Source organism: Pseudomonas sp. NPDC088444 (genome assembly GCF_044900175.1).
Lineage (GTDB): Bacteria > Pseudomonadota > Gammaproteobacteria > Pseudomonadales > Pseudomonadaceae > Aquipseudomonas.
Window position 1 is genome coordinate 42,387 of sequence record NZ_JBJDNK010000016.1, and the last position, 12,938, is coordinate 55,324.

The window sequence follows — 12,938 nt, forward strand, 5'->3', positions numbered from 1 at the left end:
AGGCAACATAGAATCTCCCACAGCGTTGTGTGTCGGCGGAACTGGCAAAGTTGCCTTATCGTCGGAAAGGTGTCTCGACCAGACCGTTCACCCCCGGCCTTAACGCAAACAGGCCACCGGCCAGCGGTTGATCGCCAACGTCGCCACCTGGTCGTATTGATGTCACGAACAGCGTGTCCAGATCGCGCCCACCGAAAGCACACATGGCCGGTTTCTTTACTGGCACAGCCAGCGAGCGGTCCAGTGTGCCTGCCGGGGTGAAGCGGTGAATCAGCCCTTCGTCGTTCCCACAAATCCAGTAGCAACCGTCGGCGTCCACCGCCGCGCCATCGGGGCGTCCGGGAAAGTGGTTCATGTCCACGAACAGGCGGCGATTGTGCGGGGTGCCGCTGTCGATGTCGTAATCGAATGCCCAGATTTTCTGCACCGAAGGGTGGGAGTCAGAGAGGTACATCACCTGGCCATCGGGGCTGAAGCCCAAGCCATTGGGCACGATCATGTCAGTGATGAACGGACTGAGCGGTTCGCGTTGATCGTGGGTGTAGCGATAGAGCGAGCCCACAGAGGCCGCTTGCGCCATGTCCATGAACATCGTGCCCGCCCAGAACCGACCCTGACGGTCGCAACGGCCATCGTTGAAGCGCATGTTGACGCGAGGATGGTCGACTTCAGCCAGACGTTCTGACGCAAGGGTGCCGTTGTCTTGAGGGCGAATGCGGTACAGGCCGTCTTCCATCCCGGCCAGCCAGTTGCCGTCGCCCAGGTCGGCGATGCAGGCGAGCATCTGCGGCGCCTGCCAGGCGTCGGAGCGGCCGTCACTCAAGCGCCAGCGATGCAAACGCCCAGCCGGAATATCGACCCAGTACAGCGCCTGTTCTTGCACGTTCCACACCGGGCTTTCGCCCGTGGCGTTGCGTGCGTCGAGGATCAACTCAGCCTGCATGGCATGCGTTCCATCAAGTGAGGAAAAAGGGCGTTACTGATCGCCAAAAGGCCCGGCGACGGCAAATGCGCCCCCCTGATACACCATCGCCGGATCGTCCGCCGCTGGAGCCGGTTGCGCTTCGACCTTGGCCCGGAAGGGCTCAGAGCTGTCCTTGGGCTGGTAGTCCAGATGATTGGCCAGACGGTTATCCCACCAGACTTTCTCGTTGTTCGACGCGCCATACACCACGGTGTGGCCGACGTTGGGCGTGAACAGGCCGCGTTCGATCAACTGGGTAAGGTCGTCGTAACTCAGCCAACTGCTGAGCATGCGCCGGTTCTGCGCTTCGGGGAATGACGAGCCGATGCGGATGCTCACGGTTTCGATACCGTAGCGATCGAAGTAGAAACTGGCCATGTCCTCACCATACGACTTGGACAGACCGTAGTAACTGTCTGGCCGTTTCACCGCGCTGGCGTCGATGGTTTCGTCCTGGCGATAGAAGCCGATCACGTGATTGGAACTGGCGAAAATCACCCGCTTCACGCCATGACGTCGAGCGGCTTCGTAGATATGAAATACACCGCAGATATTCGGCCCCAGGATCGTCTCAAACGAATGCTCGGTCGACACCCCACCGAAATGCACGATGGCATCGACGCCTTCGACCAGTTGGTGAACGGCCTGTTTGTCGGCCAGATCGCAGACTTGCACTTCTTCATGAGGTCCCGCAGCGGGGGCCATTTCGGCGATATCGGAGAGACGCAGAACAGCCGCGTAAGGACGCAGGCTTTCGCGCAGCACCTTGCCCAAGCCACCTGCGGCGCCTGTCAGCAAAATACGGTGAAAAGGGGTGTAGGCAACGGATTGAGTCATCGTGAGGAACCCTGGTGTTGACGTTGTTGTTATGGGTGTCATCGGTTGTCATATGACATGTCGCAGGATTATCGACAGGCGTTGCAAAGTTTGTCAACGCGCCAACTGGCGGATAAGTGGCGTCTCACGGCCTGTTGCGAACCCGATTTTTCTCTGCTAATTTCGAAAATGTTAACGATGACATTTCCGCTTTAACAATAAAAACAACGGGATTTTTCGCTATGACAACTCGCCTCAAGAAAGGCTTTTCCAGCGTCCTCTGTTCCCTCGCCGTGGCTGTGGCGTGTGCTGGTTCCTTCGCCGCCCAAGCCGCTGACGCCAAAGCCGGTCCGTTGAAGATCGGTGCCTCGTTTCAAGAGATCAACAACCCGTATTTCGTGACCATGAAGGACGCCCTGCAGGACGCCACCGGCAGCATTGGCGCGACCCTTTTGGTCACCGACGCGCGGCATGACGTGTCCAAGCAGATCAGCGACATCGAGGACATGCTGCAAAAAGGCATCGACGTGCTGATCATCAACCCGACCGATTCAGTGGGTGTTCAATCGGCCGTGAAGCAGGCCCATGACAAAGGCGTCGTGGTGGTCGCTGTGGACGCGCAGGCCAACGGCCCGCTGGACTCCTTCGTCGGTTCGAAGAACTTCGACGCAGGCGTGCAAGCCTGCGATTACCTGGCCAAGAACATCGGCGGCAAAGGCGACGTCGGCATTCTCGACGGCATCGCGGTAGTGCCGATTCTGGAGCGTGTGCGCGGTTGCAAGGAGGCGTTGGGCAAGTACCCGGACATCAAGATCGTCAGCATTCAGAACGGCAAGCAGGAACGTGATCAGGCACTGAGCGTGACCGAGAACATGCTCCAAGCGCAGCCGAATCTGAAAGGCCTGTTCAGCGTCAATGACAACGGCTCGCTCGGTGCACTGGCCGCCATCGAGTCCAGCGGCATGGACGTCAAGCTGACCAGCGTCGACGGCTCGCCGGAAGCCGTGAAAGAAATCCAGAAACCAAACAGCAAATTCATCGCCACCTCCGCTCAATACCCGCGTGATCAGGTGCGTCTGGCGCTCGGTCTGGCGCTGGCCAAGAAGTGGGGATCGCAAGTCCCGGCGACCATCCCGGTCGACATCCTGCTGGTGGATCAGGCCAAGGCCAAAACCTTCACCTGGTGATACGAAAGCAGTTGCTCGCCTGACGTTTTCCGCGTCCGGCGAGTGGCGCGGATTCACGCGAGCTGCGGTTTGACGAGGTGCCCATGAGCTGCCTTCTGCAACTGGAAAACATCTGTAAAAGCTACCCCGGCGTGCATGCGCTCAAGTCGATCAATCTGTCGGTCGAGCGCGGCGAGATTCACGCGCTGTTGGGCGAGAACGGCGCGGGCAAATCCACGCTGATGAAGATCCTCGCCGGTGTCGAGCACCAAGACAAAGGCAGCATCCTCATCGATGGCGCCGAGCAGCATTTTGCGACCTATAACGAAGCCATTGCGGCCGGGATCGGCATCGTGTTTCAGGAATTCAGCCTGATCCCGTACCTCAATGCGGTGGAGAACATTTTCCTCGGGCACGAGTTGGTCAACGGCTTGGGCCTGCTGCGCAAGAAGGACATGCGCGAGAAGGCCACCGCGCTGTTCGATCGCTTGGGTGTGACGATCAACCTCGATTGCTCGGTGCAGCATTTGAGCGTGGCTGAGCAGCAGTTCGTCGAAATCGCCAAGGCGCTGGCCCTTGAGGCGCGCTTGCTGATTCTCGACGAGCCAACGGCAACGCTGACGCCATCCGAAGCGGACCTGCTGTTCGACATCATGCGCGAGCTGAAAAGCCAGGGCGTGGCGGTGATTTTCATCTCCCACCATCTGGAGGAAATTTTTCAGGTCTGCGACCGCATCAGCGTGCTGCGCGATGGCGCCAATGTCGGCGCGCTGACCGTGGCTGACAGCGACATCGACACGCTGGTGGAAATGATGGTCGGGCGCCGTCTGGAGGCCAGTTTTCCACCCAAGCCTGACAAGCCCCTGGGCGATGTGGTGTTGCAAGTGCGCGACATTCAACTGACCCGCAATGGCCCGCACAACCGCTTCAACCTGCACAAAGGCGAGATTCTCGGCTTTGCCGGATTGGTCGGTTCAGGCCGCACGGAATTGGCGTTGGGCGTGATCGGCGCGCTGCCGGTGGTGAGCAAAGATGTGGTCTTGCGTGGCCAGCCGGTCAACTTGAGTGATCCTGCTCACTCACTGGCCAATGGTATTGGCCTGTTGCCGGAAAGCCGCAAGAGCGAAGGGTTGATCGTCGATTTCAGCATTCGTGAAAACATCTCGCTGAACAACTTGGGCAAGTACGAAAGCGCTGCGCACCTGCTCGACCGCAGCAAGGAAGACGCCACCACCGCCGAGCTGATGAAGCAGTTGTCGATCAAGGCGCCGACCTGCGAAAGCCGCGTGCTCAACCTCAGCGGCGGCAATCAGCAGAAGGTGGTGATCGCCCGCTGGATCAATCACCACTGCGACATTCTGATCTTCGACGAACCGACCCGCGGCATCGACGTCGGCGCCAAAGCGGAGATCTACACCCTGATGCGCAAACTCACTGAACAAGGCTTCGCGATCATCATGATCTCGTCGGAATTGCCGGAAATCATCGGCATGTGCGACCGCGTGGCCGTCTTCAACAAAGGCGCCATCGTCAACGTGCTTGAGGCCCGCGACATCAACCCGCAAGAAGTGATGCGCCATGCGACCGGGAGTCTGAACAGTGAACACGTCCATTAAAACCATGACTGCACACGCCGACCGTACGAAAAACAGCATGAGGCTGAACGTCGCCCAGCTCATCCGCTCACCGGCGTTTTACCCCTTCGTCGGGCTGGTGCTGGTGACGGTCTTCATGATCTTCGCCAGCGATAAATTCCTCACGGGCGCTAACCTGGAAAACATCGCCCGGCAAGTGTCGATCAACGCGATCATCGCGGTGGGCATGACCTGCGTGATCCTCACCGGCGGTATCGATCTCTCGGTCGGGCCGGTCATGGCCTTGTCCGGCACCTTGACCACCGGCTTGATGGTTGCGGGTGTTCCGGCGCCGATTGCGATCCTGATCGGGCTTTTGATCGGCGTGGGCTTCGGTGTGGGCAACGGCATTTTCGTCGCCTACCTGAAAATGCCGCCGATCATCGTAACGCTCGCGACCATGGGCATCGCGCGCGGGCTGGGCCTGATGTACACCGACGGCTATCCGATCTCCGGCATGCCGGACTGGTTCGCCTGGTTCGGTCGCGGCACCTTGTTCGGTATTCAGGTGCCGATCCTGATCATGCTGCTGACCTATTTCTTCGCCTGGGTGCTGCTGCAACACACGCGCATCGGGCGCTATGTCTACGCGATTGGTGGCAACGAAGAGGCGGTGCGTTTGTCCGGCGTCCGGGCTTCGCGGTTCAAGCTGCTGGTGTATTCGATCAGCGGGCTGACGGCGGCCATTGCAGGGCTGGTGTTGTCTTCGCGTTTGATGAGCGGCCAACCCAATGCCGGGGTCGGTTTCGAGCTGGACGCGATTGCGGCGGTGGTGCTGGGTGGTGCGTCGATTGCCGGTGGGCGTGGCGTGATCATTGGCACTCTCGTCGGCGCGATGCTGCTGGGCGTGCTCAATAACGGATTGAACATGCTCGGCGTGTCGCCTTACGTGCAGAGCGTGATCAAGGGCGCAATCATCTTGCTGGCGATTTTCATCAGTCGGCAGCGGCATAAATAAACAGCGATCACGCGGAACATTGTGGGAGCCGGCTTGCTGGCGAATGCGGTGGGTCAGCTCCCCAAAAAGTGTCTGAACCGACGTTTTCTCCAGCAAGCCGGCTCCCACAAGGGAACGCGCATACGTACACAAGACTTATCCCGAACAGGTAACCCGACATGGAAAACAACACGACAAACACCATGCAAGCCGTCGTCTGCCACGCGCCGAAAGACTACCGTCTGGAGCGCATTGGCAAGCCCGTGGCCCGCGCCAACGAACTGGTGATTCGCATCGGCGCCTGTGGCATCTGCGCCAGTGACTGCAAATGCCACTCGGGGGCGGCGATGTTCTGGGGCGGCGAAAGCCCGTGGGTCAAGGCGCCAGTGGTGCCGGGCCACGAATTCTTCGGTTACGTGGATTCAGTGGGCGAGGGCGCTGAAGCGCACTTCGGCGTGAAGGTCGGTGACAAGGTGATCGCCGAGCAGATCGTGCCCTGCGAGAAGTGCAAATTCTGCAAGTCCGGCAAGTACTGGATGTGCGAGGTGCACAACATTTTTGGCTTCCAGAAGGACGTCGCCGAGGGCGGCATGGCGCAGTACATGCGCATCCCGAAAACCGCCATCGTGCACAAAATCCCCGAATCGGTCTCGCTGGAAGACTCGGCGCTGATCGAGCCGATGGCCTGCTCGATTCACACCGTCAACCGCGGCGATGTGCAGCTCGATGACGTGCTGGTGATCGCGGGCGCGGGCACGTTGGGGCTGTGCATGGTGCAAGTCGCTGCGCTGAAAACGCCGAAGAAACTGGTGGTCATCGACATGGTCGACGAGCGTCTGGAACTGGCGAAGAAATTTGGCGCCGACGTGGTGATCAACCCCAGCCGCGATGACGCCAAAGCGATCATCAACGGCCTCACCGATGGCTATGGTTGCGACGTGTACATCGAAACCACTGGCGTACCTGTGGGTGTGACCCAGGGCCTGGATTTGATTCGCAAGTTGGGGCGTTTCGTCGAGTTCAGCGTGTTCGGCGCCGAGACCAGTGCCGACTGGTCGATCATCGGCGATCGCAAGGAACTGGACGTGCGCGGCGCTCACCTGGGGCCGTATTGCTACCCGATCGCCATCGACCTGTTCGAGCGCGGGCTGGTGACCTCCAAAGGTATCGTCACCCATGACTTCGGCCTTGATGATTTCGCCGAGGCGTTCGAGCTGGCGAACTCGACCAAGTCGATCAAGGTGTTGCTCAAGCCGGTGGCGAGTGCCTGAGTTCGCGGCGCGTCGTACATCGCATCGCGAATGAATTCGCTCCCACAGGTGGAATGCAAATCCCTGTGGGAGCGGATTCATCCGCGATGACGTCGTTGCAGGCAACAACGATCTGGCGATTGATCCCATAACAAGAGAGTGCGTGAAGATGGAATACGTCATCGGGGTCGACATCGGCACCCAAAGCACCAAGGCATTGTTGGTGGATGCCACGGGCAGCATCGTCGCGCAGCACAGCCATGGCTACAAAGTCGACACGCCCAAACCACGCTGGGCCGAGCAATGGCCCCAGGTCTGGCTCGATGCCGTGGAAATCTGTGTGGCGGCCTGCATGCGCAAAAGCAACGTGCCGAAAGACAGCGTCAAGTCGCTCTGTGTGAGCAGCTTGTATGGTGGCTCGGGCATTGCCGTCGATGCGCAGATCAAACCGCTTTATCCGTGCCTGATCTGGATGGACCGCCGCGCCGAAGAGCAAGTCGCGTGGGTCAATCAGAACGTCGATCTCGAACGCCTGTACGCGATCACCGGCAACTCGGTGGACAGCTATTACGGTTTCACCAAGATGCTCTGGCTCAAGGACAAACAGCCACAGATATGGGCCGACACCCGTTACTTGCTACCGCCCAACAGTTACATCAACTACTGCCTCACTGGCGAGGTGGCAGTGGACCACAGCTCGGCGGGCAACATCGGCGGCATTTACGACATCGGGGCGCGAGGTTGGTCGAGCGAGATGCTGGAGGCCTTGGGCATTCCTGCATCGATGATGCCTGAACGGCTGGTGCACTCTGGCGATGTGGTCGCAGGATTGCTGCCTGAGTGGGCTGAGCGTCTGGGCCTGAACGCCGGGACGCCTCTGCTCGGCGGCGGGGTCGATGCGGCCATGGCCACCTTCGCCGCAGGCGTCACCCAGGCGGGTAACCACGTGGCGATGATTGGCACCAGCATGTGTTGGGGTTACCTCAATCAACAGGTCGATGCGCGTCATGGACTGGTGAGCTTTCCCCACGTCTTCAACGGCGCGAAAGACCTCTACATTTTTGGCGGTGCGATCACCGCAGGCGCGTCCGTCAGTTGGTTTCGCGAACAGTTCTGTCAGGCAGAAGAACAGCAAGGTCGCGAGACTGGCGAGGACAGCCACGCGATCCTCGAACGCGCCGCAACGAAGATCCCGGCAGGCAGCGAAGGGGTGCTGTTTCAACCCTATCTGATGGGCGAGCGCAGCCCTGTGTGGGACGCCAAAGCCAGCGGCAGTTTCGTTGGGCTGAACCTCTATCACAGCCGCACGCATCTTTATCGCGCGGTGCTGGAAGGCGTCACCTACGCCTTGCGCCACAACATCGAAGCGGGCACCAAAGGCGCGCAGTCGCTGGACCCGCGTCTGATCGTGGTCGGCGGCGCGAGCCATTCGGATTTGTGGATGCAGATCATCGCCGACGTCACGCGGTTTCCGGTTTATACCATCGTTCAGGAGGTTGAAGCGGCGCTCGGCGCGGCCTTGCTCGCGGCCTATGCGGTGGGTCTGGTGGACGAAGATCAAGTGCACAAAGGCTGGGTGCAACTGGAGCGTCGCGCCGAGCCTCGGGCTGAAAACGTTGCGTTGTACTCGCGCTTGTTCGCCGATTACGTGGCGCTGTACCCGGCGCTTAAACCGATCATGCATCGCTTGCAGGGGGCCTGAATGTGAACACCGCCCGTTTTGATTTCACTGGCCAGCGTGTGCTGGTGACCGGCGCCAGCAGCGGCATCGGTTGGGAAGTGACTCAACAGTTACTGAACAGCGGCGCCGAGGTGTATGCCATGGGGCGTGACGCTTGCGCGCTGCAAAAACTGGAGGCTCAGGGCTGCCGCGTATTGCGTGTGAACATTGCTGATCAGGCGCAATTGAAAGGATTGCTCGCTGACTTGCCGATGATGCACGGGTTGGTTAACTGCGCCGGTATTTCCATCCTTGAGTCGGCCACCGACGTCAGCGCCGACGCCTTCGATCAGGTCATGGCCGTCAACGTTCGAGCCTCGGCGATGGTGGCCGCGAGTGTGGCCAAAGCGATGATCAAAGACGGCGTGAAAGGCAGCATCGTCAACGTGTCGAGCCAGGCGTCATTGGTCGCGCTGGACGATCACCTGAGTTACTGCGCGTCGAAAGGCGCTATGGATGCCATGACTCGGGTGCAGTGTGGCGAGTGGGGCAAATTCGGGATTCGGGTCAACAGCGTCAATCCGACTGTGACCTTGACGCCCATGGCGCAGATGGCCTGGAGCGAACCGAGCAAGCGCGATCCGGCGTTGGCGGCGATTCCGTTGGGGCGTTTTGCCGAGACGGCGGAGGTGGCGGCGCCGATCCTGTTTTTGCTCAGTGATGCCGCGTCGATGATCAGTGGCGTAGCGTTGCCGATTGATGGGGGGTATACCGCGCGTTAGTCACCCGATACCGCAGAATCGGCTCCGATCATAAATCCATGGCTCGACACGTATTACTGTGGGAGCCGGCTTGCTGGCGAATTCGGCATGTCAGTCGACATCTCAGGTAATGGTACTCCGCATTCGCCAGCACGCCGGCTCCCACAAGTGTGATCAAGCTGATCAGTTCGTACCATTCTCCAACTCCCCCACAATCACCACCTTCGCCTTCGGCAGATACCGATCCTGAATCCGCTCCAGCAGCAGCTTCACCGCGCTGCTCCCTGCCCGCGACGCGTCGTGGGCGATACAGGCGATGGGAATGCCAAAAATGTCAGCGAAGGGCAGGCGGTCAATGCCGCAGATCGGCAGGCTGTCGTGGGCGATACCTCGATCGCGCAATGCGCGCATAGCGCCCAAGGTAATCAACTGGTTGAAGCCGAAAATCGCATCCGGCACAGGGTGGTCCCGCAGGTAATCCAGCGTGCTCTGATAGGACGGCTCAAGGGTGTAATCCCCTGCAAACACGCCCAGTTGCACCTCTTTGCCGCTTTCAGCCACTGCGGCTTTGACGCCCTTCAGACGCTCTTCGGAAATGCGTGAATGGGCAGGGCCGGTCAGCACCAGCAGGCGTTGCATGTCCGGGTTTTCTGCCAGCAGGTAGCGCGCACCCTTGAGGCCGCTGTGGTAGTTGTCGAGCACCACATGGCTGAACGGGCTGCCGTGCAGCGCACGGTCCAGTTGCACTACAGGCACGTCGCCGTTGCTCAGGCGGTTGAGGTAATTGGGTTGATATTCCGGCTCGTCCGAGACCGGCGAGAGCACGATGCCTGCCACGCGATAACTGAGCAGCGTATCGACAGCCTTGCGTTCCAGCTCCTCGGAGCCGTCGGTGTCCACCAGCATGATGGTGTAGCCGTGTTTCTTGGCCTCGCGGGAGATCGCCTTGATCATCTCGCTGTAGAAGGGGTTGTCCACCGAAGCTGTGATCACGCCGATGATCAGGCTTTCACTGCGCTTGAGGCTACGGGCGAACGCGTTGGGAACGTAATCCAGCTCCTGCGCCACCTCCAGGATTTTCGCCAGGGTGGCGGGCTTGACCAGATCGGGCTTGTTCAACGCGCGGGACACGGTGACCGGGGTCATGTTCACGCGGCGGGCGATATCGGAAATGGTGACGGGCGTCTTTCTGCTCATGGACTTCTGGCGCCTTGAAACGAAACACCATGCGGATTCCCCGCATGAACGCTGAAGTGCACAAGGCTAGCACGACGAGGGGCAAAAGCGATGCGCTAAACACGTCGGATGTTAACGTTTTCATCCCTGAATTCTGCGGCGTTACTTGCCACTCGATGGCGATTATCGAACGCCTGCGTAAATCATGTTGTCCATTCGCTACGGAAGTTTTCCGACGTCTTGTACTCAATTGGCCGATAATGTGTGTCCTTTTTTATCCTGCCCGGAGGGTTCATGACCTCGCCTGCTTCACCGTCTTCACGCGACTTCTTCATCGCCGCTGCCGCGTTGCTGATCGCTATGGTCGGCACCACGCTGCCGACGCCGCTGTACGCGATCTACCAGCAACGGCTGGGGTTTGACGCAAGCTGGCTGACGATCATTTTCTCCATCTACGCGGCGGGCGTGATTGCAGCGTTGCTGGCCGTGGGCAGTTGGTCTGATCAGGTCGGGCGTCGGCCCATGCTGCTGGCGGGGCTGTTCATGGGGGCGGTCAGTGCAGCTATTTTTCTGCTGTCCGATTCGATTGGCGGCCTGTTGCTCGGGCGGCTGTTCTCGGGTTTTTCTGCCGGAATCATGACCGGCACGGCCACGGTTGCTGTTATCGAGCTGGCACCAAAAAACTGGAAAAACGCCACGCTGATGGCCACCGCCGCCAACATGCTCGGTTTGGGCATCGGCCCGTTGCTAGCCGGTTTCACCTCGCAACATCTGCAAGACCCGCTGCACCTGATCTTCTACGTCCATCTGGCGCTGTTGCTGTTGGCGGCCGTGGGTGTGGCAGTGATCCGGGAAACGGTGCAGCGCCCGCCGCAGCTCAAACTGGCGATTCAGAAGCCGTCCGTGCCCGCCTCGGTGCGCGGGGTATTCATTTCGGCGTCCATTGCCGGGCTGGCCGGATTCAGCGTCGCCGGGCTGTTCACCAGCATGGTGCCGTCGGTGATGATGCACATCATGCAGGTCCATGGTGGGGTGCTGATCGGCGCAGTGATCGGGCTGTTTTTCGTGGCATCGATCATCGGCCAGGCGTTGCTGCAATGGTTGCCGAAAGGTTCGCACATGACGCTGGGATGTGTGGGGCTGATCGCCGGAATGATCTGCCTGTGCCTGAGCATCGCGACGGCGCAATTGCTGCTGTTGGTGGGCGCGGGGCTGTTGGCGGGGATCGGGCAGGGCATGATCCTGCGCGCTGGGATGGGGGCGGTCACGGCGAGCAGCCCGCCGCATCAAAAAGCGGCCGTGACCTCGGCATTTTTCGTGGTGTTGTACATCTCGATTTCGGTGCCTGTGGTGGCGGTCGGTTTCAGCGTGCGGGCGTTCGGTTTGCCCCATGTCGGTGAATTCTTCGCCTCGCTGGTGGCGGTGGTCGCGTTACTGGCGATGGTCAGCATGAAGCGTGCGCAGGCTCGTCAGGCGGCGCTGGTGTCGTCCGAGGCGTGACGAACATCCCCTGTGGGAGCGAATGAGTTCGCTCCCACAGGGACATCACTCGGATTTTGAGATCATATTTGCCTTCATTTACTTCGCAATCGGGTCCAATCCACTCGCCTTGATCGCGGGCGCTGCCGCCGCTGAACTCAAAAACTCCAGAAACTGCTTTGCCTGTTCCGGGTGTTTGCTTTTGCTGACGACGCCCGCCGAGTACAGGGTCATTTGCTGCGCCTGATCAGGAATCAGGCCGATGATGTCGATGCCGTCCACCGGCTTCAATTCGCTCAACTGCTGGAAGCCGATTTCGGCGTCCCCGCGAGCCACCACCTCACCCACTGGTGTGGCCGGAATCATCTGGCTCTTGCCCTGAATGCGCTCGGCGATGTGCATCTGGTTGAACAGCACGCGGGACAGATACACGCCGCTGGCGCTGTCGGAATAGGCGATGCTCTTGGCGTCGAGCAGGGTCTGTTTGAAAGATTCCATTGTGCTGATGTCAGGGTGCGGTGCGCCGTGTTTGACGGCCATGGCGATGTAGGATTTGCCCAGATCGACGCGGGTTTTCGGATCGACCTGGCCGTCCTTGATCAGCTTGTCCAACGCCGCGCCGACCATCAGCACCACATCGGCAGGCTCTTTGCGCGCCAGGCGATTGGGGATGGCCTGAGGTGTCGCCCCCATGGACGGCGCGACTTCGCCTTGCAGTTTGACGCCCACACGCTGTTCGTAATCCGGGGTAACGGCCTTGAATGCGCCCATGATGCCGCCGGAACTCAGTACGATCAGTTGCACCGGAGCGGCAGGGGTTGCGGCCTGGGTGAACGCCATTGGAATGAAGGTGACGGCGGCGCTCAGCAAATAGGGGAGAATTTTCTTCATGAAGATGACCTTGGCTTTGTTGAAAGTGACACTGACGAAATTAAAAAGGCGCGGGCAGTATGTGGCAATTGTCGGGGGTGTAAATCCCTTTGTTGCAATTGCTGAGTCACAGACGATATTTACCGTGCCGGGGTCCCTACCATGGGGCCTGTCCGAAAGCGACAGCCGGGCTGCGCATCATTCAAGAAAGCCGCCGCCGGGCCG

General features: G+C 59.9%; 11 protein-coding genes. 7 read left to right on the forward strand and 4 right to left on the reverse strand.

The window, feature by feature from the left end; all coding sequences use genetic code 11:
- Positions 1-55: 55 nt before the first annotated feature.
- Together ACI2KB_RS25500 and ACI2KB_RS25505 are read right to left on the reverse strand one after the other, a co-directional pair.
- Positions 56-943: an SMP-30/gluconolactonase/LRE family protein gene (locus ACI2KB_RS25500; protein WP_404639219.1), complete on the reverse strand. Its 888-nt coding sequence runs from the start codon at positions 941-943 to the stop codon at positions 56-58.
- A 33-nt stretch (positions 944-976) separates the two neighbouring features.
- On the reverse strand, positions 977-1,801 hold the full coding sequence (locus tag ACI2KB_RS25505) for an NAD-dependent epimerase/dehydratase family protein (RefSeq protein ID WP_404639221.1): 825 nt from the start codon (positions 1,799-1,801) through the stop codon (positions 977-979).
- Between the two features lie 221 nt (positions 1,802-2,022).
- Here ACI2KB_RS25505 and ACI2KB_RS25510 point away from each other — a divergent pair, with 221 nt between their 5' ends.
- From ACI2KB_RS25510 to ACI2KB_RS25535, 6 genes are all read left to right on the forward strand, one after another.
- Entirely contained in the window at positions 2,023-2,967 is a 945-nt protein-coding gene (locus tag ACI2KB_RS25510) for a substrate-binding domain-containing protein (RefSeq protein WP_404639223.1), read from the forward strand.
- Positions 2,968-3,050: 83 nt separating this feature from the next.
- Positions 3,051-4,562, forward strand: coding sequence for a sugar ABC transporter ATP-binding protein (locus tag ACI2KB_RS25515; RefSeq protein WP_404639225.1), 1,512 nt, complete (start codon positions 3,051-3,053; stop codon positions 4,560-4,562).
- Positions 4,563-4,599: 37 nt separating this feature from the next.
- Complete coding sequence (locus ACI2KB_RS25520) at positions 4,600-5,538, forward strand: ABC transporter permease (protein WP_404639227.1); 939 nt, start codon at positions 4,600-4,602, stop codon at positions 5,536-5,538.
- Between the two features lie 182 nt (positions 5,539-5,720).
- Positions 5,721-6,788 carry an alcohol dehydrogenase catalytic domain-containing protein gene (locus ACI2KB_RS25525; protein WP_404639229.1) on the forward strand — a complete coding sequence of 356 codons (1,068 nt, stop codon included), beginning with the start codon at positions 5,721-5,723 and terminating at the stop codon, positions 6,786-6,788.
- A gap of 148 nt (positions 6,789-6,936) precedes the next feature.
- Positions 6,937-8,469, forward strand: a complete 1,533-nt coding sequence (locus ACI2KB_RS25530) for an FGGY-family carbohydrate kinase (protein ID WP_404639230.1) — start codon at positions 6,937-6,939, stop codon at positions 8,467-8,469.
- Positions 8,470-8,471: 2 nt separating this feature from the next.
- Positions 8,472-9,209, forward strand: a complete 738-nt coding sequence (locus ACI2KB_RS25535; RefSeq protein ID WP_404639232.1) for an SDR family oxidoreductase — start codon at positions 8,472-8,474, stop codon at positions 9,207-9,209.
- 162 nt (positions 9,210-9,371) lie between these two features.
- Here the strand turns inward: ACI2KB_RS25535 and ACI2KB_RS25540 are convergent, their stop codons facing one another.
- The gene (locus ACI2KB_RS25540) at positions 9,372-10,385 is read right to left on the reverse strand and encodes a LacI family DNA-binding transcriptional regulator (protein WP_404639234.1); all 1,014 of its coding nucleotides are present in this window, start codon (positions 10,383-10,385) and stop codon (positions 9,372-9,374) included.
- Positions 10,386-10,658: 273 nt separating this feature from the next.
- Here ACI2KB_RS25540 and ACI2KB_RS25545 point away from each other — a divergent pair, with 273 nt between their 5' ends.
- Positions 10,659-11,864 (forward strand): MFS transporter, encoded by a 1,206-nt coding sequence (locus ACI2KB_RS25545; RefSeq protein ID WP_404639236.1) that lies wholly within the window; start codon positions 10,659-10,661, stop codon positions 11,862-11,864.
- 78 nt (positions 11,865-11,942) lie between these two features.
- Here the strand turns inward: ACI2KB_RS25545 and ACI2KB_RS25550 are convergent, their stop codons facing one another.
- Positions 11,943-12,734: an extracellular solute-binding protein gene (locus ACI2KB_RS25550; protein ID WP_404639238.1), complete on the reverse strand. Its 792-nt coding sequence runs from the start codon at positions 12,732-12,734 to the stop codon at positions 11,943-11,945.
- Positions 12,735-12,938 lie beyond the last annotated feature (204 nt).

What these genes read in the sequence shown, in the direction of transcription:
- ACI2KB_RS25515 (WP_404639225.1), top strand. Translation starts at nt 3,051, where the DNA reads ATGAGCTGCCTTCTGCAACTGGAAAACATCTGTAAAAGCTACCCCGGC.
- ACI2KB_RS25530 (WP_404639230.1), top strand. Translation starts at nt 6,937, where the DNA reads ATGGAATACGTCATCGGGGTCGACATCGGCACCCAAAGCACCAAGGCA.
- ACI2KB_RS25545 (WP_404639236.1), top strand. Translation starts at nt 10,659, where the DNA reads ATGACCTCGCCTGCTTCACCGTCTTCACGCGACTTCTTCATCGCCGCT.
- ACI2KB_RS25550 (WP_404639238.1), bottom strand. Translation starts at nt 12,734, where the DNA reads ATGAAGAAAATTCTCCCCTATTTGCTGAGCGCCGCCGTCACCTTCATT.
- ACI2KB_RS25540 (WP_404639234.1), bottom strand. Translation starts at nt 10,385, where the DNA reads ATGAGCAGAAAGACGCCCGTCACCATTTCCGATATCGCCCGCCGCGTG.
- ACI2KB_RS25525 (WP_404639229.1), top strand. Translation starts at nt 5,721, where the DNA reads ATGCAAGCCGTCGTCTGCCACGCGCCGAAAGACTACCGTCTGGAGCGC.
- ACI2KB_RS25500 (WP_404639219.1), bottom strand. Translation starts at nt 943, where the DNA reads ATGCAGGCTGAGTTGATCCTCGACGCACGCAACGCCACGGGCGAAAGC.
- ACI2KB_RS25510 (WP_404639223.1), top strand. Translation starts at nt 2,023, where the DNA reads ATGACAACTCGCCTCAAGAAAGGCTTTTCCAGCGTCCTCTGTTCCCTC.
- ACI2KB_RS25520 (WP_404639227.1), top strand. Translation starts at nt 4,600, where the DNA reads ATGAGGCTGAACGTCGCCCAGCTCATCCGCTCACCGGCGTTTTACCCC.
- ACI2KB_RS25505 (WP_404639221.1), bottom strand. Translation starts at nt 1,801, where the DNA reads ATGACTCAATCCGTTGCCTACACCCCTTTTCACCGTATTTTGCTGACA.